This is a genomic window from Ensifer sp. KUDG1 (assembly GCF_050434285.1).
Taxonomy (GTDB): Bacteria; Pseudomonadota; Alphaproteobacteria; order Rhizobiales; family Rhizobiaceae; genus Ensifer.
In genome coordinates, this window is record NZ_JBNDIG010000015.1 from 1 (window position 1) to 24,878 (window position 24,878).

At 60.4% G+C, this 24,878-nt stretch carries 27 protein-coding genes and 3 pseudogenes; 15 read left to right on the forward strand and 15 right to left on the reverse strand.

Annotated features, from left to right (window positions below; all coding sequences use genetic code 11):
• From M2267_RS27980 to M2267_RS27995, 4 genes are all read right to left on the reverse strand, one after another.
• A partial coding sequence (locus tag M2267_RS27980; protein WP_429119135.1) for an amidohydrolase occupies positions 1 to 1,393 on the reverse strand: 1,393 nt, incomplete at its 3' end.
• Positions 1,394 to 1,417: 24 nt separating this feature from the next.
• The gene (locus tag M2267_RS27985; RefSeq protein WP_429119137.1) at positions 1,418 to 2,767 is read right to left on the reverse strand and encodes an LLM class flavin-dependent oxidoreductase; all 1,350 of its coding nucleotides are present in this window, start codon (positions 2,765 to 2,767) and stop codon (positions 1,418 to 1,420) included.
• Positions 2,768 to 2,788: 21 nt separating this feature from the next.
• A complete protein-coding gene (locus M2267_RS27990; protein ID WP_429119139.1) occupies positions 2,789 to 3,784 on the reverse strand; it encodes an MsnO8 family LLM class oxidoreductase in 996 nt (331 codons plus the stop codon).
• Between the two features lie 402 nt (positions 3,785 to 4,186).
• The gene (locus M2267_RS27995) at positions 4,187 to 4,723 is read right to left on the reverse strand and encodes a GNAT family N-acetyltransferase (protein ID WP_429119141.1); all 537 of its coding nucleotides are present in this window, start codon (positions 4,721 to 4,723) and stop codon (positions 4,187 to 4,189) included.
• 286 nt (positions 4,724 to 5,009) lie between these two features.
• On the opposite strand from M2267_RS27995, the gene M2267_RS28000 reads away from it, so the two are divergent.
• Positions 5,010 to 5,876, forward strand: a complete 867-nt coding sequence (locus tag M2267_RS28000) for an alpha/beta fold hydrolase (protein WP_429119143.1) — start codon at positions 5,010 to 5,012, stop codon at positions 5,874 to 5,876.
• 93 nt (positions 5,877 to 5,969) lie between these two features.
• Here M2267_RS28000 and M2267_RS28005 read toward each other — a convergent pair.
• Positions 5,970 to 6,536, reverse strand: a pseudogene (locus M2267_RS28005) (PQQ-dependent sugar dehydrogenase); the annotation flags it as partial.
• A 48-nt stretch (positions 6,537 to 6,584) separates the two neighbouring features.
• Here M2267_RS28005 and M2267_RS28010 point away from each other — a divergent pair.
• Both M2267_RS28010 and M2267_RS28015 read left to right on the forward strand, forming a co-directional pair.
• Positions 6,585 to 7,082 (forward strand): annotated as a pseudogene (locus M2267_RS28010) (SDR family oxidoreductase).
• 388 nt (positions 7,083 to 7,470) lie between these two features.
• On the forward strand, positions 7,471 to 7,989 hold the full coding sequence (locus M2267_RS28015) for a sigma-70 family RNA polymerase sigma factor (protein WP_402324119.1): 519 nt from the start codon (positions 7,471 to 7,473) through the stop codon (positions 7,987 to 7,989).
• 20 nt (positions 7,990 to 8,009) lie between these two features.
• Here the strand turns inward: M2267_RS28015 and M2267_RS28020 are convergent, their stop codons facing one another.
• Together M2267_RS28020 and M2267_RS28025 are read right to left on the reverse strand one after the other, a co-directional pair.
• Entirely contained in the window at positions 8,010 to 8,669 is a 660-nt protein-coding gene (locus M2267_RS28020) for a hypothetical protein (RefSeq protein WP_429119145.1), read from the reverse strand.
• A 137-nt stretch (positions 8,670 to 8,806) separates the two neighbouring features.
• Entirely contained in the window at positions 8,807 to 9,046 is a 240-nt protein-coding gene (locus M2267_RS28025; RefSeq protein ID WP_429119147.1) for a DUF2934 domain-containing protein, read from the reverse strand.
• A 317-nt stretch (positions 9,047 to 9,363) separates the two neighbouring features.
• On the opposite strand from M2267_RS28025, the gene M2267_RS28030 reads away from it, so the two are divergent.
• Both M2267_RS28030 and M2267_RS28035 read left to right on the forward strand, forming a co-directional pair.
• Entirely contained in the window at positions 9,364 to 9,666 is a 303-nt protein-coding gene (locus M2267_RS28030; protein WP_429119149.1) for a hypothetical protein, read from the forward strand.
• A gap of 22 nt (positions 9,667 to 9,688) precedes the next feature.
• On the forward strand, positions 9,689 to 10,036 hold the full coding sequence (locus tag M2267_RS28035; RefSeq protein WP_429119151.1) for a hypothetical protein: 348 nt from the start codon (positions 9,689 to 9,691) through the stop codon (positions 10,034 to 10,036).
• A gap of 331 nt (positions 10,037 to 10,367) precedes the next feature.
• Here M2267_RS28035 and M2267_RS28040 read toward each other — a convergent pair whose 3' ends face one another.
• Together M2267_RS28040 and M2267_RS28045 are read right to left on the reverse strand one after the other, a co-directional pair.
• Positions 10,368 to 10,988: a response regulator gene (locus M2267_RS28040; RefSeq protein WP_429119153.1), complete on the reverse strand. Its 621-nt coding sequence runs from the start codon at positions 10,986 to 10,988 to the stop codon at positions 10,368 to 10,370.
• A gap of 30 nt (positions 10,989 to 11,018) precedes the next feature.
• Positions 11,019 to 11,219 (reverse strand): hypothetical protein, encoded by a 201-nt coding sequence (locus tag M2267_RS28045; protein WP_429119155.1) that lies wholly within the window; start codon positions 11,217 to 11,219, stop codon positions 11,019 to 11,021.
• Positions 11,220 to 11,588: 369 nt separating this feature from the next.
• Between M2267_RS28045 and M2267_RS28050 the strand changes: the two genes are divergently transcribed.
• The 3 genes from M2267_RS28050 (at position 11,589) to M2267_RS28060 (ending at position 13,288) form a co-directional block, all read left to right on the forward strand.
• A complete protein-coding gene (locus M2267_RS28050) occupies positions 11,589 to 11,744 on the forward strand; it encodes a DUF3309 family protein (protein ID WP_192448923.1) in 156 nt (51 codons plus the stop codon).
• Positions 11,745 to 12,776 carry a DNA topoisomerase IB gene (locus M2267_RS28055; protein ID WP_429119157.1) on the forward strand — a complete coding sequence of 344 codons (1,032 nt, stop codon included), beginning with the start codon at positions 11,745 to 11,747 and terminating at the stop codon, positions 12,774 to 12,776.
• 299 nt (positions 12,777 to 13,075) lie between these two features.
• Entirely contained in the window at positions 13,076 to 13,288 is a 213-nt protein-coding gene (locus tag M2267_RS28060; RefSeq protein WP_429119159.1) for a hypothetical protein, read from the forward strand.
• Between the two features lie 175 nt (positions 13,289 to 13,463).
• Here the strand turns inward: M2267_RS28060 and M2267_RS28065 are convergent, their stop codons facing one another.
• The gene (locus M2267_RS28065; protein WP_429119161.1) at positions 13,464 to 13,955 is read right to left on the reverse strand and encodes a ferritin-like domain-containing protein; all 492 of its coding nucleotides are present in this window, start codon (positions 13,953 to 13,955) and stop codon (positions 13,464 to 13,466) included.
• A gap of 163 nt (positions 13,956 to 14,118) precedes the next feature.
• On the opposite strand from M2267_RS28065, the gene M2267_RS28070 reads away from it, so the two are divergent.
• Complete coding sequence (locus tag M2267_RS28070) at positions 14,119 to 14,358, forward strand: hypothetical protein (protein ID WP_192448919.1); 240 nt, start codon at positions 14,119 to 14,121, stop codon at positions 14,356 to 14,358.
• A 254-nt stretch (positions 14,359 to 14,612) separates the two neighbouring features.
• Here M2267_RS28070 and M2267_RS28075 read toward each other — a convergent pair whose 3' ends face one another.
• Entirely contained in the window at positions 14,613 to 14,786 is a 174-nt protein-coding gene (locus M2267_RS28075) for a DUF1328 domain-containing protein (protein WP_192449280.1), read from the reverse strand.
• Positions 14,787 to 15,284: 498 nt separating this feature from the next.
• Between M2267_RS28075 and M2267_RS28080 the strand changes: the two genes are divergently transcribed.
• The 4 genes from M2267_RS28080 to M2267_RS28095 all read left to right on the forward strand — a co-directional run bounded on the left by M2267_RS28080 (position 15,285) and on the right by M2267_RS28095 (position 18,826).
• A complete protein-coding gene (locus tag M2267_RS28080; RefSeq protein WP_429119162.1) occupies positions 15,285 to 15,470 on the forward strand; it encodes a hypothetical protein in 186 nt (61 codons plus the stop codon).
• Positions 15,471 to 15,813: 343 nt separating this feature from the next.
• Positions 15,814 to 17,763 (forward strand): ABC transporter ATP-binding protein/permease, encoded by a 1,950-nt coding sequence (locus M2267_RS28085; protein WP_429119287.1) that lies wholly within the window; start codon positions 15,814 to 15,816, stop codon positions 17,761 to 17,763.
• A gap of 93 nt (positions 17,764 to 17,856) precedes the next feature.
• Positions 17,857 to 18,117 (forward strand): DUF982 domain-containing protein, encoded by a 261-nt coding sequence (locus M2267_RS28090; RefSeq protein ID WP_429119164.1) that lies wholly within the window; start codon positions 17,857 to 17,859, stop codon positions 18,115 to 18,117.
• A gap of 298 nt (positions 18,118 to 18,415) precedes the next feature.
• Complete coding sequence (locus tag M2267_RS28095) at positions 18,416 to 18,826, forward strand: low affinity iron permease family protein (protein ID WP_429119166.1); 411 nt, start codon at positions 18,416 to 18,418, stop codon at positions 18,824 to 18,826.
• Positions 18,827 to 19,159: 333 nt separating this feature from the next.
• Here M2267_RS28095 and M2267_RS28100 read toward each other — a convergent pair whose 3' ends face one another.
• Positions 19,160 to 19,345, reverse strand: coding sequence for a DUF3606 domain-containing protein (locus M2267_RS28100; protein WP_429119168.1), 186 nt, complete (start codon positions 19,343 to 19,345; stop codon positions 19,160 to 19,162).
• Between the two features lie 429 nt (positions 19,346 to 19,774).
• Here M2267_RS28100 and M2267_RS28105 point away from each other — a divergent pair, with 429 nt between their 5' ends.
• Positions 19,775 to 20,032: a hypothetical protein gene (locus M2267_RS28105; protein ID WP_192448913.1), complete on the forward strand. Its 258-nt coding sequence runs from the start codon at positions 19,775 to 19,777 to the stop codon at positions 20,030 to 20,032.
• A 558-nt stretch (positions 20,033 to 20,590) separates the two neighbouring features.
• Here M2267_RS28105 and M2267_RS28110 read toward each other — a convergent pair.
• The 3 genes and pseudogenes from M2267_RS28110 to M2267_RS28120 form a co-directional block, all read right to left on the reverse strand.
• The gene (locus M2267_RS28110; protein WP_429119170.1) at positions 20,591 to 21,205 is read right to left on the reverse strand and encodes a LysE family translocator; all 615 of its coding nucleotides are present in this window, start codon (positions 21,203 to 21,205) and stop codon (positions 20,591 to 20,593) included.
• Between the two features lie 86 nt (positions 21,206 to 21,291).
• Positions 21,292 to 22,557 carry a flavin-dependent oxidoreductase gene (locus M2267_RS28115; RefSeq protein WP_429119172.1) on the reverse strand — a complete coding sequence of 422 codons (1,266 nt, stop codon included), beginning with the start codon at positions 22,555 to 22,557 and terminating at the stop codon, positions 21,292 to 21,294.
• A pseudogene (locus M2267_RS28120) lies at positions 22,554 to 23,696 on the reverse strand (DJ-1/PfpI family protein). The gene M2267_RS28115 and the pseudogene M2267_RS28120 overlap by 4 nt, the downstream one beginning before the upstream one ends.
• 67 nt (positions 23,697 to 23,763) lie before the next feature.
• Between M2267_RS28120 and M2267_RS28125 the strand changes: the two are divergent.
• Complete coding sequence (locus M2267_RS28125; protein WP_429119174.1) at positions 23,764 to 24,753, forward strand: GlxA family transcriptional regulator; 990 nt, start codon at positions 23,764 to 23,766, stop codon at positions 24,751 to 24,753.
• Positions 24,754 to 24,878 lie beyond the last annotated feature (125 nt).

Consider the following 24,878-nt stretch of genomic DNA (forward strand, 5'->3'; position numbering starts at 1 on the left):
GCGGGTCGAGCGAGAAGGTGCCGAGATAGCCGTTGCCGTTCGCCTTGAAGCTCGCCGTATGCGTGTCGAGCGTATCGACATCGCTAAAGCCAACCACACCGCCCTGCGTGTGCGTAGCCGTGTTCTCACCCGTCGCCTTGTCGGCGATCTCCGTCACCGCACCGCTCTGCACACCCGAGGTGACGAGTGGTGCGTCGTTGGTGCCGGTGACCGTAATCGTCACCGTCGTCGACGATTTGTCACCGTCTCCATCGGTGATCTCGTAGGTGAACGTATCCGTCACCATCTGGCCAGCGGCAAGGCTCTGCACACCGGCAGTCGCGTTGTTGAGCGTATAGGTGTAGCTGCCGTCGGCGTTGAGCACCAACGTGCCGTACTGACCCGCCGTCGAACCACCGACCAGGCCCGCCGTGCCGCCAAATGAAACGGAAGTCACCGATACGCCGTCGGCGCCCGCGTGGTTAACCAGCGCCGGGAAGCCAAGCCGGTAGTCGACGTCCGCCCTCGCTCCGAAACTCTCCGCCTGCGCCCGCGCCAGCGCCTGGACACGCTCGCCAAGCAGGCGGCGGACGTCGTCATTGAAGGCCCGCAGGGTCAGTTTCAACGAGACGCTTTCGGGGATGACGTTCGACGCCTGGCCGCCGTGGATGGAGCCGACGGTGACGACAGCCATATGCTGCGGGTCGACATTGCGCGAAACGAGGCTCTGAAGCGCGGTAATCAGCGATGCTGTCGCCAGCACTGGGTCGACGGTCAGGTGCGGCTCGGCGCCATGGCCGCCCTTGCCGACGACCGTGATATTGGCCTGGTCGACGGACGCCATGGCCGGGCCCTCGACGAAGCCGAAACGGCCGGCGGGCACACCCGGCCAGTTGTGCAGGCCAAAGATCGCATCGACTGGGAAGCGCTCGAACAGCCCCTCCGACAGCATCTTGCGCGCCCCGGCGCCAATCTCTTCGGCCGGCTGGAAGATCAGTCGCAGCGTGCCGTCGAAACGCCCCTCCGAAGCCAGAAACCTGGCGGCGGCGAGCAGGATCGCCGTATGGCCGTCATGGCCGCAGGCATGCATCACGTCCTTGTGGCGGCTGGCATAGGCAAGCCCGGTCGCTTCCTCAATCGGCAGCGCGTCCATGTCCGCGCGAAGGCCGATCGCCTTTTCGCCCTGCCCGCGTCGGAGCGTGGCAACGATCCCGGTCCCGGCGATGCCCCGACTGATGTCATAGCCCCAGGAGGCCAGCAGGTCGGCGACAAGGCCACTCGTACGCTTCTCCTGAAAGGCAAGCTCGGGATGCTGGTGCAGGTCGCGGCGGATGGCGACGATCTCGTCGAGGAAGGTGGCAAGGCCACGCTCGACCGTGGCGGATCTTTGTGTGTCGGTGAGGATGAGGTTCATGGGGGGTACCTCCGCCAAAGCCAATCAGGCCCCGACGGCCCTTCCCCGCTCGCTTTCCACCGCCGGCGTCGCATAACGGCTCTCGCGGTAGGGGAGCCCCAGGTGATCGCGCAGCGTCTCTCCTTCAAGGTCGCGCTTGAAGGAGCCCTTGCCTTCGAGGATCGGCAGCACATGCGCGGCGAAATCGGCGAGCCCTTCGGCAATCACCGGGAAGCCGAGGATGAATCCGTCGGCGGCATCCTCCTCGATCCAGCGGATGATCTCGTCGGCGATATGTTCGGCCGTGCCGATGAAGGCGGTTTTCGGCGTTGCAACGTCGAGCGCGATCTCGCGCAGGCTGGCGCCGGTCTCGCGCGCCGTCTTCTTGATGCGGTCGGTTGTCGCGCGAAAACTGTTCTTGCCGATATCGCCGATGTCAGGGAACGGCGCGTCCAACTCGTAGGCGCTGAAATCGTGATGGTCGAAGAAGCGGCCGAGATAGAGCAGCGCTTCCTCGATCGTCACCAGATCGCGGATGGCCCTGTACTTCGCCTCGGCTTCCTCTGCCGTCGCCCCGACGATCGGGCCGATGCCGGGAAAGATGCCGATCTCGGCGGAACGGCGCCCCTGCGCCACCGCACTCTGTTTGACCTGCTTGTAGAAGACCTTGGCGTCTTCGATCGGTCCGCCATTGGTGAACACCGCGTCGGCGTGCTTGCCGGCAAGCCGGACGCCGGAATCGGAGGCGCCCGCCTGGAAGACGACCGGTTGCCCCTGCCGCGAACGCTCGATGTTGAGCGGCCCTTCAATCCGGAAGAACCGTCCCTTGTGGTTGAGCCGGCGCAACTTCGTCTTGTCGGCATAGACGCCGGTTGCCCGGTCGCGCACGAAGGCGTCGTCGTCCCAGCTGTCCCAGAGCCCCTTGATGGCATCGAGATATTCGTCGGCGATCTCGTAGCGAAGCTCGTGTTCCGGATGCTCGCGCCCGTAGTTTCGTCCCGACCCTTCGAGCGGCGAGGTTACCGCGTTCCAGCCGGCGCGGCCGCCGCTGATCAGATCGAGCGAGGCGAACTGGCGGGCGACCGTGAACGGGTCACTGTAGGAGGTCGAGACCGTGCCAACGAGGCCGATCTTCGAGGTCGAGGCGGCAAGCGCCGACAGGATCGTCAGCGGCTCGAAGCGGTTGAGGAAATGCGGGATCGACTGCTCGTTGATGTAGAGGCCATCGGCGACGAAGGCGAAGGCGATGCCAGCGGCTTCCGCCTTGCGCGCCGTCTCGACGAAGAAGTCGAAATTGACACTGGCGTCAGCGGGTCCGCTTGGATGTTTCCAGGCGTTCATGTGTCCGCCCGGTCCCTGCAGCATGATGCCGAAAGTGACGTTCTTCTTGCTCATGACAAATCCTTCCCGGAGTGATCAGGCGGCGAGCGACAGCCGCTCGCGTGCGATAAGCTCGATCGAGGCGAGGCGCTCGGCGGCGCCGACCGCGGGCGTTTCAATGACGAATTCCTCGACCCCGTAGCGGCGGTGCAGCGCGTCGAGTTCCTGGCGCACCTGCCGCGGCGTGCCGGTGAGCACGCTCGGTGTCTTTTCCTCGATGCGGTAATCGCTAAAGCCGGCCTGGCGGGCATAGTCGGCCGCCTGCTCCTCGCTGCCGACATTGACGCTCTGGCCATTGCCGAAGAACACCTTGAAAATCTTCAGGTCGGCGACGCGCTGGCGCGCCCGTTCCTCGCTGTCGGCGGCGAAGGCCGCGAGCGCGAGCAGCGGTCGCTCACCGCCAGTCGCCCGCTCATAGGCATCGAACGTCTTTTGCAGATTGTCGGGATCGCCGTTGAGATGGCCGGCGAAAACCAGCTTCCAGCCCTTTTCGGCGGCAAGGACGGCGCTCTCGACGCTTGCTCCAAGCAGGAAGCGTTCCGGCGCGACAGGCGGCAGCGGTGTGGCAAGCAGGTCGGAGCGTTGTGCCTCCTGCGGCAACAGATAACGATTGAGATCCGCCAGCTGCTCGGCGAAATTCGGTCGGAGCGCGGGATCTATCCCCGCCTGCAGCGCCCTGGTCGAAAGCGGAAATCCGCCCGGCGCCTTGCCGACGCCGAGGTCGACGCGCGATGGCGCGAGGCTGGCGAGAAGATTGAAGCTCTCGGCCACCTTGTAGGCGCTGTAGTGCTGCAGCATGACGCCGCCGGATCCGATGCGGATCTTCGACGTTTTCGCCAGCAGATAGGCGATCAGGGTTTCCGGCGCCGAACTCGCTAGCCCCTGAATGTTGTGGTGTTCTGCGACCCAGAAGCGATGATAGCGCCATTCCTCCGCCTTCGCGGCGAGCTGTGCGGTCGCGTGAAGGGCCTCCGTTGGCGTCCTCCCCGGATCGACGGGGCTCTTGTCGAGAAGGCTAAGCAGATAGGACATGGTTCGGAGCTTTCATCGCCATTTACGATAGAAAATTATTAAATACATATTTTTTATAGATTATAGGAATGGCGTTCTCTTTCGTTGCGCGAAACAAGAAAAGTTGCCGCTTTCACTCTGCCCAAGAGACGATACCGTTCTTCGCGGTTGAAGTCCGCGGAAGGGGAAGGTCGGTACCGAGGCAGGAGGCGGGCGCAAAGCCGTCGCCGCGAGCGATCCCGTGTGTGGGTAACTGCCAGCCCCGCTCTGCAGTCGGGGCCGTCTATGAGCTTAAGCCGGACGATCTGGCGAGCGACAGGACGCGGTAGGCGTGGCTGTTGTTGGCGGTCCTGTGCGCTATAAGGTCGCTTGCTTGAACGGCTTGAGCAAAGTGCCCGGGAAATCTGAACTCCTCGCGCGCGCCTAGCGCCCGACGGAACGTTCGTCTTCGCGCATCACCGCAAGGAGGCGGTGATCGAGGATGCGATAGCCGCCGCCTTGATAGGCGGCGATTGCAGCTCTGTTGCTACCGGTTACGAAAACCTCCGAGACCGGCACCTGCTCTTTGACAAACCATTTGTGCGCTTCGTTGAGGAGGCCTCGGGCGATGCCGCGTCTGCGAAATGCCGGTTCGATGTAGATCCAGGATAAAACACCGGTCTTAAGCGCGAGATAGCGGTCCATACGCTTTTCGGCATAAACGACCCCGACGGGCGTCTGCCTGATCTTGGCCACGCGGACAAAACAATCCTGGTCCACTGCAGCAGCTGTGATTTCCGCCCATTCGCGCTCTACCAATTGATGGCGCTCTATATGCGCATTGACGCCGCTTGCTGCCCAATCCAGGCCATAGGCGCCACACCAGCCGCTGACATGCTCGGTCAGCCATTCAGCCAACCACGCCTGCACGGCCCCCGCGTCGCCCTCCAGAAGCCGCGAAAATTCGACGTCCTGCGTCATGATATCGATTCCATCTGAGCCTGAGCCACGATCAAAGACCTTCACCGTATATCGAGCGAATGAGCAAGGACGAGAAAGCAACACCGAGGAAGATCGGTCGTTCGTTTCACGACGTAGAGCAGTCCCCGAGGAGCCTTCTTTCGAGAGCCGGCGCCTTTGCCGGCTACCCATCTGGGTGGAACAACCGGCGATAGTACCGGTTATCACCGATGGCGAACGGCTTGGCGCATGACTGATCGGCCGATCTCGTCCGTTTACAAGCGTCTCATCGCGCGGAGGATTTGCTATGAACACGCTGGTTCGACATCGGCGCATCACGATCGCCGGCATCGAAGTCTTCTATCGCGACGCCGGACGGCAAGGTGCTCCAGTCGTCCTGCTCCCACACGGATATCCGTGCTCGTCCTATGAGTTTCGCAATCTGATGCCACGGCTTTGCGACCGTTGGCATCTGATCGCTCCGGATTTTCCTGGCGCGGGTTACAGCGATACGCCGGATGATTTCGACTACAGCTTCGACGGCTACGCGGCATTTCTGAGCAGCTTCATAGATGCCCTCAAGATCGATCGTTTCGTTCTTTACCTGCATGACTTCGGTTCACCGATCGGAATTCGGCTCGCCATAGAAAGGCCTGCGTCCGTGGTCGGGCTCATCATCCAGAACGGCGACATTCCCTATGAAGATGCCTTGGGACCCAAATATGCAGACATCGAAACGACCTGGACGCTTCCTTTGCCGGAAATGAAGAGCGCGTTGGCCGAAACGGTACGCGAGGAGACATTTCGAGAAGAGTTCCTGAACGACCTGGAGCCCGATCTCGCAGAGACCATTCCACCAGACCTATGGAAACTGCATTGGTCGCTCATGACGCCAAAGCGGAAGGAAATCGCCGTCAATCTAATCGCGGGTTTGAAGGAGAACCGGTCATGGTTCCCGCAACACCGAAGATATCTCGCGGACCATCAGCCCCCTGCGCTCATCGTTTGGGGACCCAAGGACCACTACATGCCGGAGAAATCCGCGCGGGCCTATCTTCGCGATCTGCCGGATGCGGAACTTCACCTTCTGGGTGGCGGGCATTGGTTGCTGGAAACCCATCTTGATCAGGCAGCGGCACTTATCCGTGACTTTCTCGAACGGGTCCATGGTTAGCGCATATCCGGCTGGCCAGTTGCAAGTCGATGCATTCGATCGACCGAAACCGCTTAAGGGCCGGCCGGTAATCCCGGCGGATCGCGCCAACGTCTAATCGTGCGCTGGCGCAACCCGCCACACCCTGTTGCCGACGTCGTCGGCGACGAGCAACGCGCCATCGCGCGCCATGGCAACGCCAACCGGCCGGCCGAGCGCCTTGCCGTCGCCGGTCAGAAATCCCGTCAGAATATCGCGCGGCGGGCCGGACGGTTTCCCATCGGTAAACGGTACGAAGATGACCTTGTAGCCGCTTAGCGGTATCCGGTTCCAGGAACCGTGCTGGCCGACGAAGGCGCCGTTCTTCATCTCGGCGCCGAACAGATCCCCGGTGTTGAAAGTGAGGCCGAGCGATGCAGTATGGGGGCCAAGCGCATAGTCCGGCTTGACGGCAACCGCCACCAGCTCAGGGTTCTGCGGCTCCACCCGCTCATCGACATGCTGACCGTACCAGCTGTATGGCCAGCCATAGAAGGCGTCCTCCATGACCGACGTCATGTAGTCGGGAACGAGGTCTGGTCCGATCTCGTCGCGCTCGTTGACGACGACCCAAAGCTGTCCGCTATCGGGCTGGAAGGACAGACCATTGGGATTGCGAAGTCCGGAGGCAAATTGGCGAATTTGGTGGGTAGAAAGGTCGAGCAGGAGCCGCCAGGGCAGACCGATGCGATGGATCCGCGTCCTGATCACGGCGAGGACAGCTACCGGGGGTCAGGCCGGCTGGCAAACAAGCGGGCAATCATCACCGGTGCCGACAGTGGCATCGGACGCACTGTTGCGCTCGCCTATGCGCGCGAGGGGAGCCGATGTCCTGATCTCCTATCTCGATGAACACGAAGACGCGGTTTCTACCAAGGCATTGGTTGAAGCCGCCGGGCGGCGCGCCGTTCTGGTCGATGGCGACATCTCAAAAAGCGCTCATTGCCGAAAAATCGTCGACACCGCGGTATTCGCGTGAATGCAGTCGCGCCTGGTCCGATCTGGACGCCGTTGATACCCTCGACACTACCGCCAGAATCAGTGCGCTCGTTTGGCAAGCAAACCCCGATCGGCCGTCCCGGGCAGCCCGTGGAATTGGCAACGGCCTACGTGATGCTTGCCGATCCGATGTCGAGTTATGTATCCGGCGCAACGATTGCCGTTACCGGAGGAAGACCCTTCCTATAATGTGCCGCGCCCGACCGGCCCTTTGCACATACGCGCAAGCGAACCGATCAGGGGAGATCGCTTTACGTGCAGCACTCCCTCGGCCGGCCGCGCATTTCACGGCTAATGGTGCTGGTACCCTGCTTTTCGCCGCGTCTCTCGCGCAAATTCCCGCTGAGCAGTCAACTCGTTACTGACGTGCTAACGCGGCCGTAGGCCAGACACACCGTCCGGTTTTACCGGCTTGATCGGGTGCGACGCCTTCAAGCTGAGGAAGCCACGACGAGGGGGTTAGAAGACAAGCCTCGGCGGGTTTGTTTGGGAGCCCCCTCCCGGAAAGTCCAGGAACTTAAATGCCGGCCAAGCATTGACCAACAGAGCAGTCCGGCAACCTCGAAAGGCAGCCCAGATGCCTTCATTTCCGACCCTTGACGATAAGACACGCCCCCTGGAGACACAGGTGGTGGACCTCATCCCGGCCTTAAGGGCTTTTGCGCGAACCTTTGGCGGTTCGAGATTTGAGGCCGACGACTTGCTGCAGGAAACGCTGTTTCGCGCGCTGCGTGGTATCGACGGCTTCGAACCGGGGACCAACCTCAAATCGTGGCTATTCACAATCATGCACAACGCGTTTCGCACGCAATACAAGCTGCGCAAACGCGAAGCACCCGGCGCCATAAACTGCGCAGATCTTCCCATTGCGATACCTGCTCCGCAGGATTGGTGCGTGTTGAACGGCGAGTTGCGCACCGCGCTTGACAGGTTGGCGCCCGATCACAGGGAAGTTCTGGTGCTCGTCGCCGGCTACGGTTTGAGCTATAAGGAGGCAGCCGACATCTGTGATTGCGCGGTCGGCACCATCAAAAGCAGACTGAGCCGCGCCCGCGACGAACTTGCCCTCCGCATGAACGGTGTTCCGCTGGATTGAGCGACACGGACAACGACCGTTCAAGCCAAGGCAAACGCAATTGCGAGAGCCGCAGCCAAGCCAACAAGAAAGATAAGCCCTTTCTTCGCAACGCGATCGGCGTTGTCGCGCCTGGTCATGGCACACGCGTCACGTTGCGCCAGCTTGGGGCCGAACCGACCTTCTCGACGCAAGTCGCCCGCTCCCTCATCTCGCCTTAGGCGCTTATCCCTGTTGGCGGCGACTTCGAGCAAAAGCAATCGACGTCTGTATTGCGCGACATCCCCACCTTGCCTTTCGACCTGGGTGAGATTGTCCTGAAGGTCGGCTCGCTTGACGACGGCTCCAAGCGCATTGGCCGCCGCACGGATCGCCAACGCGTCTTTGGTTTCTTCAGGGCGATGGGTCAAGCTTTCGACAGCCGCCACAACGTCAGGGGAAAAACCGGAAACCAGCAATCTCTCGAGCGTCCAGTCCGGAGCCTTTTCGACGATGTCATGAAGAAATGCCACTGTTTTGGCCTTGTCGCCTTCGACCGCCTCTGCAACCCGCTGGCAATGACGAATATAGGGTTCTCCCGCCTTGTCCAGTTGGCCCGCATGAGCGTGCAGGGCCACCTCTGTCGCCCAGACACGCTGCTCGGCGACAGAAAGTGAAACCGGAGAGCGCCAAAAAGCGCGCTTTTCGCGGATATCGGCCATGATTAAGGCCTCTCGCTATGTGGTCCGCCGGGGTTCGTGACGTCCTGCAAGCCGATCGAAACGGTGTCGTCCGGCCTCGCGACATGTACGTCCTTCGTCATGATGCCAGCTATTGGCATGGGACTGCTTCTCGAAAATCATGGTTCATTGCTTGGCTGACCCGCCTTTACCCGCGGGGCGGTCGAAGGCGCGACGACCGTTCCCACCTCGCTCTCTTCTCGTCTCTCGTCTGTGGGCTCGTTTGGAGGACGTTGATCGCCATCTGCCAATTCGCCTTCTGCCTTTTCCCAATGGCGTCGATCGTGACCCTGGGGGCGGCCTTCGCTTTCCCAAATCGCATAGGCGCGCTGGCGAATGCGTTCTTCCTTGTCGTCCATGTCCTTGACCCTCCTGCCTGTGCAGAAGGATAAACCGACCAATGCCGTGTTTGTTCCGTCTCGATGCTCTGGCAAAGACCGCAGCTTCGGAACGCGCCCAACACGTTGCAGCGGTTGGTCGTGCAATGCACCAATGGCAAGGCGTGACCCGGCAGATACCGTACAGTCCAGATGACCGGCGAGGCTCCGACGGTGACGCCGTTCGGAACTTTCAGGGGAGTTACCGGTTCGAACTGCAATGCGCCGGAGTGGCGTGAGAAACAGGTACCTATCGGCCAGCCCTGAATTGGGCAGCGGCTCTATAGCGGAGAGATGTGATGGCTGAACAGTTGGATGAACGCGGCGAACCGAAAACAGCAACACACGGCGCTGACCGAACCACTTTCTCCGCGCGTGAAACCCGCCAAGCCGGAATGGGCGCTCGGGTTTTCCTGGTGCTTGCCGCAAGCCTCTTTCTGGCGCTGCTTGTCTGGGGGTTCGTCGAATGGGGGCACCGCGGTGGTGAGCAGACCGGACAACCGGCGTCCTCCCAACAGCAACAGCCGGATGCCGAAGTGCGTCCAAGCACCGAGAGCCCGCAGGGTATGGCGCCCGCTGAGCGCGCCCCCAATCCACAATAGGGCCTGGCGCGAGAGCACAAGAATGCTCATCGCTCAGAGCACCGACGGACAGCGCCCGGCGCAGCGGCCTACCGCCGGGGGTGACGGCGATAACCACGCTTCGCAGTCAATTTCGATCGACGAACTTGTTGAAGCGACTGAGCTTGCCGTCTCCAGTCGTGTCCTGGTGAAGGAAGAGCAACTTGTTGTGATCAAAAATGAGGAAGAACTCCTTCCACGAGATTGGCTCAAGTCCGTTCTCCGGCTCACCGAAATCAATCCTCAGGATGCCATCGAGCGCCCCTTTTACTCTTGCGGGGCGACCTTTCCTCGTCTCGGCCCATTGTTGAATTTCATTGTGATCATCGGTGGTTTTCGCCTCACTCATTGATCTGATCCTTGTGATCTTTTTGTGCGCCGAACCCCCTTCGCGATCAATTGTTCCGGAACTGCGATCCATCCATACCGCCAAACTTTTCGGAACCAAGCGCAGCTACCCTTGTTCTCCCTGTAGACGAGGAGCAAGGACATGACCCCCAAACCACACGATCCAGGCGAGCGGCAACCGCCAATGCCAGGGCCGAATGAGACGCCACCGCCCGTAGAAGAACCCGAACCTGAAGATATGCCGGATGAGAGGAGAACACCGAATCCGGACGAGGTCCGTGAGCCGCCCATTCACACCGATCGCCGCCCTCTCGCGTCCCGGTGTCCTGAGATGACTAGTGCGGCCCGTATGGGTTCTCAGTGTGAATTTCCGCGATCAGTTCGTGCAGCCACGCGTCGAGACTTTGAGACCTGTCCCTTGTGCCCGCCAGAGCAATGGCTCGCTCTAGCGTCCGCTCCACAAGACGATCGGCGGCTTTTGCCGGAGCGCCGACCATAAGAAGCCGCGCTCTGAAACGCAGCGCCGGTATCAGTTCGCTCACGGATTGATCAGTCAGCCCGGTGTAAAGTGGCGCCAGGTTCGACAGGCTAAGAAGATGCTGCTCAAAAACCGCGCTCACGAGGTCCGACGAGGCGGAACACTTGCTGACACGCGCAACCGCGCGGAAGCGTTCGGGGACGTTCACGTCGTCATAGCCACTGAAAAAAATCACCGGGACCGATCGGCGCGCAAGTTCGTCGGCAACGGGGAAAATCAACTCGCCGTTTAGGTTGATATCGAGAACAGCAACCTGAACATCGACCGCCTGTGCGAGACTATTCAACGTTTCCTTTACCGTGGGTGTCGGGCCGATAATCGTCGCGCCAGCCTGCTCGAGCCAAAGCGCAATGTCATTTGCAACAAAAAACTCATCCTCGGCCACGAGCACCCGCAATCGCTGCAGGTCCGGCGTCATTTGCTATCCTCGATCCGCTCGGTGACCATCTCAGTGCTTCCGACGTAGGGTGCCGGTCGTCGCTCGCGACATCTCCCGATGGTCGAGCGCCCTTTGCAACCGGTTGGCAAGTATCAGCAATCGATCCGGCACATGGTCCAATTGCATCATGTCGCCATCGCCTGGGCAAGGTGCTGCGCTGTCAGCCAGCAACTCCCGTTTTTCATCGTCAGCTTTTTTGCCCGATGCCATCGCCTTGACCCTGTTCGTCGGAACAGCGCTTCTTCGGCCGTGTCCGTCGCCTATGGTGTCCTTGCTTGAAGATACGCCTTCGATGCCAAGAAGCCAAGCTATTGACGGCCTAAGGGCCCGGCGCGATGCCCGAGGGAACGGTGAAACAGCTCACCTTGCGCCCGAGATAGAAGGTGGCTGACTGCCGTCGATGCTGACAGAGACCGAAGGAACCAATCGTCAAAGCACGCGTTTGACGCCCACATCAGGTGGCTTGATCATGATGGAATTCATCATGGCACGTTTACCTGGAGTTGGGTTTTCGCGCCGCCGCCTGGGTCGGCCTAACCTGTGAGACTACCAGATCGGCCTTCGGAAGGAGATCGCAAGATGCTTGGAACCGTGCTGTTGATTATTCTAATCCTGCTGCTCGTCGGCGCTTTCCCCGCTTGGCCCTATTCGTCGGGCTGGGGATACGGGCCATCCGGACTGCTGGGCGTTGTGGTCGTCGTTCTGCTGGTTCTGCTTCTGATGGGGCGGATCTGATTGGACACGCGACAGAGTGGGTGCGACGAGGCAGCCGAGCTTGTGTATGTCTCGGATAAGGAACCGGGCTATAGTCGGTCGCGCACCGCCAAAGGCTTTATTTACCGACGGCCAAACGGTGAACTCCTGAAAGACAGGAGCATTCTTGCCCGCATCCAGAAGCTTGGACTACCGCCCGCCTACGAAGATGTCTGGATTTGTACCAGGCAAAACGGACACCTCCAGGCAACGGGCTATGATGCGCGCGGTCGCAAGCAGTACCGATACCACGATATCTGGCAGGACATGCGAAGCCGCGACAAATACAGCCAGCTTCCCGCCTTTGCCAAAGTGCTACCCCGGATGCGGCGAACAATCCGCAAGCAGATGGAAGGCCCGGTTGGCGATCCTGCCACGGTTCTTGCAGCCCTTGCGTCACTGCTTGACCAGGCTCCGCTTCGTATCGGTAACTCAAGTTACGTCCAGGAGAATGGCAGCTATGGCGCCGCCACGTTGCTCAAGCGACATCTCAAGATTGCTGAGAACTGCATTGAACTGAACTTCAAGGGCAAGGGTGGACAGCGCATCCGAAGACGATTGAGAAACCCTCGACTGCAGCGGATTCTTGAGGAGATAGCGGAGCTTCCAGGCCGCCAACTCTTCGTTTGCGTCGGGCCAGACGGAAGGCCGGATCCGATCGAATCTGGCCGCTTCAATCGGTATCTCGCAGAGATCTGCGGAGCGCCGGTTTCAGCCAAGACGTTCAGAACCTGGGCGGGGAGCGTTGCTGCATATGCCGTTGCCCGTCGGGCTCTCGTCGAAGGCCGACGTCCAACCGTGAAGGCGATGTGCCAGGCGGCTGCCGAAGCTCTTCACAACACTCCGGCCGTTTGCCGCAAGAGTTACGTACATCCGGAAATTCTTGCCTTGGCAGACGCCCACCAAAAAGCTCCCCAGCTGCGGAACAACGCAAAGCCGATATCTGGACTTCGCGCCGACGAAATACAGCTCGTTCGTTTCCTCAAATGGCTAGCCAGGAACGGACGGCGGTAGACGGCGTGTGCTCGGCCTCGCGTCGGAAGCTCTCGAAATGGAATGCTCATATTGAGAAGCTCACTGTGGCCATCAACGCGATGCTGCCGCTTGCAGCGGCGGGCGGGAACAATCATCGGGGATCCCGGTTGGGAACGAAAACTCGCGATGCCGGTGAGCGTTTCGATCGGCTTTTGAAAGAGCAAACAAGTTCACCGCGCGATCCGCACGCCGAACCTCTGCCCAGCTGATCATCGCGTTGTTTCAGCCGGGCTGCGACGGCGTTAACCCTCACTTCCGTCCTAGCGGAGGTTGGAAAAATGCCCAAGCTGTTGCGGTTTATCATTTGGCATTTATCGACTGGCTTCGCACTGGGAGCCGTCACCACGCTGGTGATCGCCTTCAGATACCCGCACGCGCTCGGCCATGATGGCGCGATCGAGCCGATTGCTCTTCTGCTGCAGATTTATGCCTTCGGCGCATCGTTTGCTCTTGGCTGCCTCGGAACCGCGCTCATGGGAAAGATCGAGTGAGCTCGCCTCGTTAGCTGAAGTCTCCCGCCTGCGTCTGAGGAGGCAAAATTTTCAGCCGACGGTTGCTGCTGTCCCTCAAAAAAGCGAGCGCGCCGACCAGTAGCGGGGCGATTATCTGCGTCGTGGAGGGTTTAGCGAGGCGAAGGGCGTGTCCGCCCTCCGCCTTTCGCGTAGTTTAAGCGGCGGCCTTGATGTTGGCGGCGGAAAGAGCCAGCTTGCTAAGCGCCTTGTCGGTGGCGCCTTCCTCCTGAAGCGTCTGATCAAGCAGTACGACTGCTTTATCGTGCCCAAGCTGCTTGGCCCAGGTCTTCAATGTACCATAGCGCGCGATCTCGTAGTGCTCGACCGCCTGAGCCGCAGATATGAGACCGGCATCGAGGGCCGCGCTTCCCTTGAACTCCTCAATAACCTCCTCGCCTTCTGCAATAATGCCTTGAATTGCTTCGCAGGTTTTACCCTGCGCACGCTTGCCGATGATCTCGAAGACCTGCTGAAGGCGCTCCACATGGCCTTCGGTTTCATCGCGGTGCTTTTCGAATGCCGCCTTGGTATCGGGTGACTGTGCCGCGCGCGCCATCTTCGGAAGCGCTTTCAGGATCTGCCTCTCAGCATAGTAGATGTCTTTCAGAGTTTCATGGAACAACATATCCAAGGTCTTCTCCGGCATGGCAACCTCCTTCGCCTTTCTGGGAGGCGCACCCAACACCACAGGGCTTCAAAGGTTCCGGAAGGGAACAAAAAGCACTGTGGAGCGCTTTGACGGTTTTCCGCAAAAGAACGAGCGGTGATCCACCCGAACGGAAGACACATCGTCGATTAGGGAGAGAAGGATGAAGCACAACCAACCCATGTCGAGCAGCGGCGTATCGCTTTCGGCCTATACCAAGAGAAGGCGCGCCAAGATCATAGATCCTTCAGAGGCCGTCTATGGTGGACACTACGACCTCGCCGAGTTCATTGCTGCCTATGGTCTGACGCCGTTGGATGCGCGCGAAATTTTCGTTCGCATCGGCCCCACACGAACCGACCTCGATCGATACATGCACGAGCGCCGCAGCTCCCTGATTTGACCACGGGGGCCTTAGCGTGGGCAACAGATCCGGCTTTACATCAAACCAACGGGACGGACGGGGCGTCGTCTGTCCACGTCACACAGCCAGGCGAACCCGGGCGCCCCTTTCAATCTGGGCTGCAACGCGCAACGGTTCCGGCAACCTGCCTGCAAGTGGATGCGTTCGGCTCCCCATTGGCGGCTCCGACAAATGGTATCGTGATTGCACCGGATGGCCGGAGCGCCGCAGCCGGAAATGCGAGCCTGACGTTCCTAGAACGCGATGCTTCCGGCCATGAATGCAAGGACAAGGAACAGGAGGAAGATCGCCAGGGCAACGAAAAACAAAACCTTGGCAATACCGGCCGTGGCTGCCGAAATGCCGGAAAACCCGAGCAAACCGGCAACGACCGAAACGATGAAAAATATGATTGCCCATTTGAGCATGCCGATCCTCCTTGATAGGCGAATTTGCGCCAGCGTGGGTTTTGAACCCACAAAAGGAAGGATTGTTCCAAGTCGGAAATTCGGAAAACTCGCCTGAGGACCTCTTGGCCCGTGAGCGGCCGCGAGCAAGATCCATCGTAAGCCGATGCGCTTACGGTCAAGAATTTATGGTTGGAAGCGCAGGCGACGCCATAGGAAGCGTCCGCCTGCAGTTGCGGTTCGCCAACGTTTTCTCGTACCGCTCCGGTACGGTTCAGACAAGAGGTGTAGAAAACCTGGAGCGCGCCCGAAAGTTCCGCCATAGGGCTTCAGTCCGATGGGTTCCCGCAAAGGTCCTAGTTGGCTGGTGATCCGGTTTCACCGCGCTACCTCCAACCTTAGCCTGGGGTAAACTCCCTGGCATTATGCCGTCCCGGGCGGACAACGACACCAGAGCGGCTTAAACGTCCCTTCGGTTGGCTCGGGTGCCGTTGTCCACGAGGCAGGAAGGATCCTGGAATGTACGAACGCTATAGTTACGGCAAACCGCAGCGGACTTTCTCTACCGGCCTTCCGATCGGCGTCATGCTCTTCGCATTCGTGGTCATTGGCGGTTACCTCGTCATAGGCAGCGCGATCGTGAACGACAGCAACCAAACTGCCGCCGTCGTTCTTCCAACGCCTGTCGCCAGCCTGTCCAAGTAGTCTGCCTGGAAAGGGCAAATCATTTGGACAGCGTGGTTCCTCGTCCGACATTTCCAGAAGCCACCCCGTCGAAGAGGGGAAGCAGCAGGGATTAATGCACCTGGGCAGAGCCAGATTGGCGATGATGCTTCCGAAACATCAAATCCAGCCTGTCTTTCAGTTCGGGCCGCCCGTACGGTGCCTCGGATCCGCGTGATCGGAGGTGAGGAGACGGTCCAAGACACGGACGGCAGGTTCGCCCTCGCCCACGGTGTCAAAGGTGGCACTCGTTCGATGCCGCAACGTCATCTGTATTTGACAAGCCGGATCCATGCTCCACTTCAGAAAGATGAGCTTGAGCGAAGTGCGCAGCAGGGCGCAACGGGCAGCAAAACTGGTTAAACGGCCTTTCGGCGAGAAGCGGCGGCGCCCGAGCAGCCCCGTATCCTCCATGCGCAGCTTCTGGGGCCTGTTGTTCGCCTACTGGCTCTCTAATCGGTGGAAAGAAGCCTGGATCCTGACCTTTCTCATCCTGCTGCTTACCGGATTGTCGGCCCAGGCAAGCGTCTGGTTTGCGCTGACATCAGGCGAACTGGTCAATCAGATCGCGAATTTCCACCACCCCACCGTCCCCACGACGCCATTGTCACTTCTAAAGACCGCAGCGACGCTCGCTGCGATCGCGATCACGAGGGACGCAGGGTTTACCGCGGTCCGCCACTTCCTTTCGACCAGCCTTCACCGTAAATGGCGCCAGTGGCTGGACGAGCGTTTTAACCGGGCGCTCCTCGATTCCAATCACACGCACTTCCACCTGCAGCAGAACGGGTTTGGTGGCGGGAGCGAGGCGGACACGTCATCAGCACCTGACAACATCGATCAGCGGGTACAGGAGGCGATCAAAGGTATGACGGGCGGTGCGATCGGCCTCGGCGTCGGCATCGCCGGTGTTGTCCTATCGCTCGCCTTCGTTGGCGGCAAATTGATCGAGACGTCGAGCCCGGTGAGAGGGCTCGATTTTCTCGGCAGCTACGGTAGCGCCTGCCTGACGCTGCTAGCGATCGCGATCTACGTTCCCCTCAACACGTTCATTGCAGCCAAGCTGGGCGGTATTTTGCAGGGGCTGTCCATACGGATTCAATCGGCGGAAGGCAGCTATCGCAGCGAACTCAACCAGTTGCTGCACCGCAGTTTTCATGTTGCGGTCATCAAGGGGGAGCCGGCGCAAAAGGCGCTCAACGTGCGCCGGTACCAGGATATCGACCGGACCTGGGCGAGCCTCAATCGAATTACGGCGGGCTATATGGGCTTTGAACTGGTGCATAATTTCCTCGGCTCACGCATCGTCGCCTACGCGCCCGGTCTGCTTCCCTATGTCGACAAGACCATCAGCCTGCAGGACTACGTGACCGGCGCCGAACTTGCGACGGCCCTGATCAATGAGTGCTCATGGTTCATTCACGCGATGCCCGACATCGCCACGCTCCGGGCCGACGCGCACCGCATAACGGAACTCGCCGAAGCAATAGAAACGGTCCAGCGCCCGCAAGACTACTATGCGCAAAGTGGTCCTGCAGCGTTTGAATACTCGTCCGAGAACGGAGCAAAGGGCCTGACGATCCATGCGGTCGAGCTCATGCATACTGGCGAGGACGAGCCCTTTTTGAGTGCCAATGCGCTCAACTTCGCTCCGGGCGAGTGGACGTTGGTGATGGGCGAATCGGGAAGCGGCAAGACCTCGCTTCTCAAGGCGATTAACGGTCTTTGGCCGCACGGAAGGGGTAAGATTGCGTTGCCCGACGGTTTGCAAACCCTTTACGCCGCCCAGGACGTCAAACTTCAAGGCGTTTGCCTCAAAGATCTCGTCTGTCTCCCCGATGAAGCCGCCGCGCATCAGGACGCTGCGGTCTCAAGCGCATTGAAAGAAGCGGGGCTCGAAGAGTTTCAAGGAGAGCTCCGAGATGAAGGTCGGGATGGTCAGCAGTGGGACAAGCTCCTGTCCGGGGGTGAAAAGCAAAAGCTCGTTCTTGCGAAAATCCTGCTGCTGAAGCCAGGCTTGCTTTTTCTGGACGAGGCGACAAGCGCCCTTGATGGGCAGGCAGTGCAAGCGTTCTTTCAATCGATCAAGGACAATTGCCCGGATGCAACGGTCATCGCCATTATGCACGATACGTCCTCGATCCAATCGGAGGGCGGGATTGATTTCTTCGATAGCGTGCTGGTGATTGGAGAAGGCGCCGCCGAAAAGGTGGCTTTTTCGGCGTGGCAGTCAGCGCAAACAAGCGCCCAGACGGGTGTTGCGACAAGGAAATGAGAGGGCACTGGGCGACATGGTGATGGTTACAAATCCGATGCATGGAACAATGCGTCACCCCGGAGGTTTTCTGCCGAACCGGAGGCAACGGATATGGATGCCATTTTTTGGGATCACCCCGTCAGGATCGGCACGCACGGCGAGCGCTGCATCAACGGACCAGAAGAAGCACTGCAATATTTAAGCGAGCTGCCCCAGGGCGGGTGGTTCTATGAGCGCGCACGGAACCGTTGCTATGGCGCATTGGAGCGCGGCGAAGCGCTCGATCTTTCACGCAAAGCCTTCATTGGCGCAGCGATTGAGGGGTCACTTCCGATCCTCGAAGACGGACCAGAGCGTTTGAACCAATCTTAATTCGACGGCTCTCAGCTTGTCGCCTGAAGCGGCCAACTGCGGAAATCCGGGGCCCAATCAGGGCTCCAAGATCTGGATGCAGTACGCTGCGGCCGAGACAACCGGCGCCTGGATGATCGAGGGCACAAATATTGGCTGGAACCATTGTCGTTTGAAGCGCGAGGGCAAGTCAAATCACCCGACGTTGGCGACCGTACGCTCAAAACGCTACGACGCGGGGTAACAAGCACCTGAGTGTTTTGTTTGAATGTGCATCCCGGGCAAGCAGGAAAGGAATGCTCGCCACGGAGGTTGGCTCATGGATCGATTCTTCGCAAAATTCGCCACGGCAACCGCACATGCGACAGGCAGCCCCTTTGCCTTTATCGTCTGCGTCATCACGGTTCTCGCGTGGGCTTTTTCAGGCCCCGTTTTTGGTTTTTCAGGGACTTGGCAGCTGGTGATCAATACGGGCACGACCATTGTCACGTTTCTGATGGTGTTTCTCATTCAAAATACGCAAAATCGCGATGGCGCCGCACTCCAGGCAAAGCTCGATGAGATCATTCTGTTCACAGATGCCGAGAATGAATTCGTCGGCATCGAAAAGTTGACTGACAAGGAACTCGATGCGCTGCACGCCCGATGCGAAAAGGCCGCTCGGCGATCAAGCGCCATGCTGCAGGGCGCACATGAAGAGCGCAACGCAAGACGGCAGCGGTCGAAGTAGCCGGTTCTCTCGGCGCCTGAAGCCACTTGCGTCGACAGGAACAACTGATGTCGCAGCATCCACACCCAGATCTACGACGCGGGCTGGCAACGCACACTTTCCAAGTGCGGCGCCTTCGTCCGCCTTCATGAAGAAGGCTTCCGTGTGTGCCGGCTCCGCCGCGGCTCAAAGCCTCCACGAGCATGAGCTTGAGCGGTTGTGCTCAATTTGCGGCTGACATTGTCCGAGGCTATGCGGCCACAGCCGCTCAGACCCCGGCGACGTCGACCACCCGAACAGGGAAATGTACCAAGCGCAACGTCGTAGCCCTCAAATTCTGGCGGAACGCAGGCGTTAAACCTTTTTGCGCTCCTCAGCCAACGCGTTTGCTTTCTCTCGCGAGTTGCCCGCTTCCTTGATGATATCGCGGGCCTGCTCCATTGTGAGCCCGTGCTTGCGCTTGAAGTAGTTGAGTTCGTAGGCCTGTCCGGCGGCAACGCGTCGACGGGTGCTGCCAATATTCTTCTTGTAGTGTGCCATAAAGCTCCTCCGGCTTGGCCAACTTCAACGGCAGATGCCCGAGGAATGTTCCAAGTTCGCTCGAAGGCAGAAACCAGCCATTCTGCCTGGATGGCCCATCATGGGCACGTCGGCGAAGGAATTTCATGCAAGCACAGGGGAGGTATTCTGCCGAGCGACAGCCGAAAACGGTGGACATGATCGTGACACTTCAGAGGAACTGGAATGGCGAAATGGAAGGGTTGGAAGGCCCCATAACCGAAGATCAGCCCACGTCGCTTTATGTGAACGAGACGAAAAACAACCGGCGGCGGAACCTCTCCCTAAGTCAGGCGTTCGTACCGCGGGCCTAGCGTGTTTCCATCCCTCCGGGCCCACGCATGCATCAAACTCCTTGGCCCCATCTCCAGTTGGGGCCTCTTTTTCGCCGCGCAGGACCGAGGGTACACCATGGGATTGATGCAATTGGGTCGAGCACGGCTGGCTCTGTCTTTGCCACGCCATCGCAAACAGTTGCGCGACGCCAGAGATCACCGGCTGTACGGTCTTTTCGAGGAATACGCTCGAGCCTCATCAACGCTCGCCGACCTCCAACGGGAGCTGCCTCGTCGGGAAGCGCTGATAGCCAACTATCAGCAAACCTGCCTGGATCTGCAGGCAGATGTCCTTGTGTTGCTCGGTAAACTGAACGAGCCGCTTTTTTACTAGTGTTCTGACACCCCGCGCCTATCGGAACCAATCCGCAACACGCGCCACATCGCCGGATCCATTCTTGCTGACTTCCGATCAAATCTTCTGGCCCTCAAGCGACCTTTCGCGCCATCTTTTCTTGCAAGGCCGGAACGATTTCCCAATGCGCGCGTTCCTGCATTGTCTTGATCCCGTTTCCCCGATCGGGTCAGGCGCAAGGCTTCACAGATGTCCCCCAGTGAAGCCTCCTCGATAAGAGCCTCTGGCCTCGTCGCGCCCCCGACGGGGCCATACTTTTTTGGTCCTCTGATGACGGGCAAGTGAAGCCTCGAAGCTCGGCCGATGGAATCGCGTTCGAGCCGACAAGGTCGCCGCCGCCTCACGCTCCTTTACGATCCATGGCCCGCGCGGCAGTAAGGCGAGCGCGCAGGATTGCGTGCCGCGCGCAAAGCTTCTGGCCGTGAACGGTCGGGGCTGATGAGTGCGACCGTGCCTCAGCCCCGAAATCGCCGGTGACGGCACCAGTACGATCACGCCATTCCGCATCCTTCGCCGCCGCGCCCTGGCGAAAGGGCTCTACCGACCACGTGCGGAAGCGAGCCAGACACCCCCCACTATCAACACGGCCCCTCCAATACGGCCAATGTTCCGTCTTGCCATCGGGTTCAATCTCCGCCCGATGTACCCGGCGACGAAGGCATAGCTGCCATCCGAGAGCAGACAGAAGACGATCGCAGTCCCGCCGAAGATCACCATCTGCCACACTTGATTAAGGGTGGGATCGATGAACTGTGGCAGGAGTGCGCCGAAGAACAGGAGCTGTTTCGGGTTGCTTAGGGAGACGAATAGACCCTGCAGAAAAAATCCCCTGCGCGGAGGCGCTGGCTGCCGGTTTTCCAGGGACATACCCTGATCTCGGATCATCTTCCAGCCGATCCAGCACAGGTAAGCTGCCCCTGCCAGCCTGGCCCAGTCGAGCCATTGACCGGCCAGTGCAATGAGGGATGCCAGGCCGAGACCGGATATCGTGATCATGACGGCGAGGCCAGCGATCGTCCCCCCGACATTCAGGAGACCGGCACGGACGCCATGGCGCATCGCGTTGGCGAGTATCATCATATTGGTCGGCCCCGGCATTATCGTCGCGACGAGGCAGATGGCCGCATAGGCGGCGTAGGTTTCGAGAGTCATCCGGCGAGCCTTCGCGCATAGTCGTCGCAAAGATTGAAGGCCCCCCCGCCGCAGAGTGGTTTCGATTGATCGTTCATGGGGCCTCCCTATAACCTTTCGAGGTCGTCCGCGCCGGCCCCGCCTTGCGGATTGCCCGCGGCAAACCCGGCAAGGCTCGCGTAGCCGCGCACGACCTGCTCGCGCTCCTCGTGGGATGCGACCGCCTCGATGTCGTCGAAACCGTCGGGTGCGCGTGCCTCGATAAGGTCGATAACGCGTTCCGGGCCCCCCTTGCGGTTCGACAGGACGATTTCCGATGTCGGCGGACGACGCTCGCCATCGTAGGCCCCGAGCGCGACCTCGACCGAGGTATCGGTTCGCAGATGCTCCGCCAGCGAGTGGGCATCGAGGATAGCCTGGCTCGCGCCGTTCGAGCCCACCGGATACATTGGGTGGGCGGCGTCTCCCAGTAACGTGGTGCGCCTGAACGACCAGCGTGGCAGCGGCTCCCGGTCGCAGTTGGGATATTCATAAAACGCGCCGGTAGCGCGAATGATCTCCGCCGGATCGACGTATTCCAGGCGGAAGCGATCCCGCATGAAGGGTAAGACTTGTGCAAGGTCTCCCGGACGGCTCCAGTCCCCAAGGGTGCGGCCCGTTTGCAGCGAATGACTGCGGGCCATCACGGCCCAGTTGGTGAGGCGCATGGCCGGGTCGTCCGGGTCCTCCCCGATCGGATAGAAAACGAATTTGGCGTGGTTGCCGCCGGCGATCGCCATTGTGCGACCGTCCCGCCATATCGGCCAGCGCGTTGCGCCGCGCCAAAGCATGACACCGTTCCAGACCGGCAAACCCTCTTCCGGATATAGCGCTGCGCGCACGGTCGAATGAATGCCGTCAGCACCGATCAGTAAGTCGCCTCGCGCCAGCGATGCCTTTCCGCCTTCAGACAAGTGGACGGTCACGCTTTGGCCGTCCTGTTCGAAGCCGTGCACGCGGCACCCTGTGCGGATGCTCCCCTGCCCCAGCCGGTCGATGACGGCGTCGTGGACAAGGCCCAACAGCCTGCCGCGATGAATGCTCAACTGCGGCACGGCATGGCCGGCCTCGATACCGCGCAATTCCTGCCAGATGATCTGGCCAAAACGGTTCGCATAGATCAATTCGCGCGTGCGGATTCCCGCTGCGTCAAGCGCGTCCGCCAGCCCGAGGTCGGCCAGGAGGCCGACGGCGTGCGGCAGCAAATTGATGCCGACGCCGAGCTCGCGTACAGCGTCGGCACGCTCGAATATCTCAACTTCGAACCCCGCTCTGTGCAGGAAGAGGGCCGCGGTCAGCCCGCCAATGCCGGCGCCTGCGATCAACGCCTTCATCGCCCTTTGCCCTGTTGCGGATATTCGAGCTGCATGGCAACCACATCAGCGGTTCCCTGCCCATGACGGGCGGCCATCTCCTGCAAGGCGCTGTCCAGAGCCTCGGCCGGCGGCTTGTCCGGCACCAGCCGCTCGCCCGCTCAGGAAGCGACAACCCGGTCAGGAAGGACGCGCACGCCGTTGCGCGTCGTCACGGACGTGGGCGAGGCCGCGAAAATCTCGACGCTCGAGCGATAGGTGCGCGACCAGGCGTCGGCGACGAGCGCGAGCGAGACTTCATCCATCCCCGGCTCGAGCGCCACGCCGAAACGATCGCGGCTCCAGAATGCAATACGATTGCTGAGCACGGTCGTAACGAAAGGGCGCGTCAGGCGGAAGGAACCGCTGTCATGCCCGGCACTCCACCCATCCTGCCCGAGCGCGCGGGCAACCGCCTCTGCCTTGCCGCGCCCGGCAATCGCCTCGATCAAGGTCAGCATCATTGGCATTGAGGCGGTTATGCCCGTGGTGGTCGCGATGCCTCGGTCCAACACCATGCGCCGGTCGGCAACGTAGCGGATCGACGGATGGCGCTTCAACAGTTCACCGAGATAGTACCAATGGGTCGTCGCTCGGCCGCCGTCGAGCAGTCCGGCGCTCGCGACAACCTTCGCGCCGGCGCAAATGGCGATGATGATGGCCCCACCCTCTGCTTGTTTGCGCAGCCAGACTGTCACCACCGGGTCGTCATCACGGCTCATCGCCGGAACGATCACGTATTCGGCTCCCTTGGGATGAAGCGCGTCGAAGGCCGCGATCGTCGCGTCGGCCTCTATGGTGAGCGCCGGATAGAGTTTGACCGAACCGGATCCGCTCGAGAGGGTCGTCACATCGGCGATGTCCGCTCGTCGCAGAATTCCCACGGGCATCAGGTAGTCCGTCGTTTCCGTTGCGTCGTTTATTCCGACGACGGCAATGAGCGGTCGGGCACGCTTTGGCGGCTTCAGCGCCGACAGCATGACCTCCGTTTCGGCTTCCGAAATGACCGGCGGCGCAAAGGTTGCGGGTGTGGCCCGCAGGGTCGCCAACCAAAGGCCGAAGCCGACAAACGGTATCGCAAGAAGGGCCAGACCCACGGGAAGAAGATAGCGCATGAACATCGGCACTCCGATCTGCTTGCTTGCTATCTCAGGGTATCGCGCGCATTTTCTGGCGGAAATGACATATATGTCGTATTTTCTGCCAATGCACCGCCTCACCTTCGTCGTCTATCCCGGCTTCGAGCTGCTCGACACGTCCGGGCCGATCTCGGTTTTCACCGGCGCCAACCGCGCCCTTGGCCATAGCGGCAAGCCGCCCTTCTATGCGGTCGACCTGGTATCGCCAGCGGGTGGAACGGTGACGAGTAGTAGCGGTATTGCCGTGCTTACCCGAAGCCTGGAGGCGTGCGCCCGAGAGGGGATCGATACGCTTCTTGTCGCCGGCGCTGAAAGGGAGCATCTGCTGGCAGTTCTGGCAGACCCCGCCTGGCAGGCCTGGCTCCCGGAACTTGTCGGCAAGGCGCAACGGTTCGGATCTGTCTGCTCGGGGGTGATCGTCCTTGCAAGGCTCGGGCTGCTCGACGGGCATCGCGTCGCCACCCACTGGGATGCCTGTGGCCCGCTCGCTGCAACTTTTCCCGCCATCAGCGTCGACCCGGACGCGCTTTACGTCGTCGACGGCCGGCTATGGACCTCCGCAGGCGTGACGACCGGCATTGACATGGCGCTCGCCATGGTCGCGCAGGATGTATCGACCGACATTGCCGGCGAGGTTGCCAAGCGGCTCGTGCTTTATGCACGCCGCCCCGGCTACCAGTCGCAGTTCAGCCCGCTACTTCACGCTCAGGTAAAGGCCGACAGTCCTTTTGCGGACCTGATTGGGTGGATATTGGCTAACCTCGGTTCGCAGCTGGATGTTCCAAGGCTGGCGGAGCGCGCCGGGCTCAGCGAGCGGACGTTCCATCGAAGATTCATTGCGGTCATCGGCCAGTCCCCCGCCCGCTTCGTCGAAACGGCCCGCCTTGATGCCGCGCGCATGCTGCTTTGTCGGGGGCTTTCCTTGAAATCGGTGGCGGCCGAGGTCGGCCTTTCGCCCGCGACACGCTTCTGCGAAGCGTTCGAACGCCGCTTCGGCATCGCTCCGCGCCTGTTTCGCGAGATGCATGCGGAATTTTGACCACCTGGAGGTTCGAGGCATGCCTATGACGATTTACAAGTTTGCCTCTGTGAGGACCAGGATTGGATCGGCCGTGGCTCGAAGCAAATTGCCGGAACCCAAGCGGGATCCGGCAACCCACCATT

Coding starts and splice junctions, on each gene's coding strand:
- M2267_RS27985 (WP_429119137.1), bottom strand. CDS start 2,767: ATGAGCAAGAAGAACGTCACTTTCGGCATCATGCTGCAGGGACCGGGC.
- M2267_RS27990 (WP_429119139.1), bottom strand. CDS start 3,784: ATGTCCTATCTGCTTAGCCTTCTCGACAAGAGCCCCGTCGATCCGGGG.
- M2267_RS27995 (WP_429119141.1), bottom strand. CDS start 4,723: ATGACGCAGGACGTCGAATTTTCGCGGCTTCTGGAGGGCGACGCGGGG.
- M2267_RS28000 (WP_429119143.1), top strand. CDS start 5,010: ATGAACACGCTGGTTCGACATCGGCGCATCACGATCGCCGGCATCGAA.
- M2267_RS28015 (WP_402324119.1), top strand. CDS start 7,471: ATGCCTTCATTTCCGACCCTTGACGATAAGACACGCCCCCTGGAGACA.
- M2267_RS28020 (WP_429119145.1), bottom strand. CDS start 8,669: ATGGCCGATATCCGCGAAAAGCGCGCTTTTTGGCGCTCTCCGGTTTCA.
- M2267_RS28025 (WP_429119147.1), bottom strand. CDS start 9,046: ATGGACGACAAGGAAGAACGCATTCGCCAGCGCGCCTATGCGATTTGG.
- M2267_RS28030 (WP_429119149.1), top strand. CDS start 9,364: ATGGCTGAACAGTTGGATGAACGCGGCGAACCGAAAACAGCAACACAC.
- M2267_RS28035 (WP_429119151.1), top strand. CDS start 9,689: ATGCTCATCGCTCAGAGCACCGACGGACAGCGCCCGGCGCAGCGGCCT.
- M2267_RS28040 (WP_429119153.1), bottom strand. CDS start 10,988: ATGACGCCGGACCTGCAGCGATTGCGGGTGCTCGTGGCCGAGGATGAG.
- M2267_RS28045 (WP_429119155.1), bottom strand. CDS start 11,219: ATGGCATCGGGCAAAAAAGCTGACGATGAAAAACGGGAGTTGCTGGCT.
- M2267_RS28050 (WP_192448923.1), top strand. CDS start 11,589: ATGCTTGGAACCGTGCTGTTGATTATTCTAATCCTGCTGCTCGTCGGC.
- M2267_RS28060 (WP_429119159.1), top strand. CDS start 13,076: ATGCCCAAGCTGTTGCGGTTTATCATTTGGCATTTATCGACTGGCTTC.
- M2267_RS28065 (WP_429119161.1), bottom strand. CDS start 13,955: ATGCCGGAGAAGACCTTGGATATGTTGTTCCATGAAACTCTGAAAGAC.
- M2267_RS28070 (WP_192448919.1), top strand. CDS start 14,119: ATGAAGCACAACCAACCCATGTCGAGCAGCGGCGTATCGCTTTCGGCC.
- M2267_RS28075 (WP_192449280.1), bottom strand. CDS start 14,786: ATGCTCAAATGGGCAATCATATTTTTCATCGTTTCGGTCGTTGCCGGT.
- M2267_RS28080 (WP_429119162.1), top strand. CDS start 15,285: ATGTACGAACGCTATAGTTACGGCAAACCGCAGCGGACTTTCTCTACC.
- M2267_RS28090 (WP_429119164.1), top strand. CDS start 17,857: ATGGATGCCATTTTTTGGGATCACCCCGTCAGGATCGGCACGCACGGC.
- M2267_RS28095 (WP_429119166.1), top strand. CDS start 18,416: ATGGATCGATTCTTCGCAAAATTCGCCACGGCAACCGCACATGCGACA.
- M2267_RS28100 (WP_429119168.1), bottom strand. CDS start 19,345: ATGGCACACTACAAGAAGAATATTGGCAGCACCCGTCGACGCGTTGCC.
- M2267_RS28105 (WP_192448913.1), top strand. CDS start 19,775: ATGGGATTGATGCAATTGGGTCGAGCACGGCTGGCTCTGTCTTTGCCA.
- M2267_RS28110 (WP_429119170.1), bottom strand. CDS start 21,205: ATGACTCTCGAAACCTACGCCGCCTATGCGGCCATCTGCCTCGTCGCG.
- M2267_RS28115 (WP_429119172.1), bottom strand. CDS start 22,557: ATGAAGGCGTTGATCGCAGGCGCCGGCATTGGCGGGCTGACCGCGGCC.
- M2267_RS28125 (WP_429119174.1), top strand. CDS start 23,764: ATGTCGTATTTTCTGCCAATGCACCGCCTCACCTTCGTCGTCTATCCC.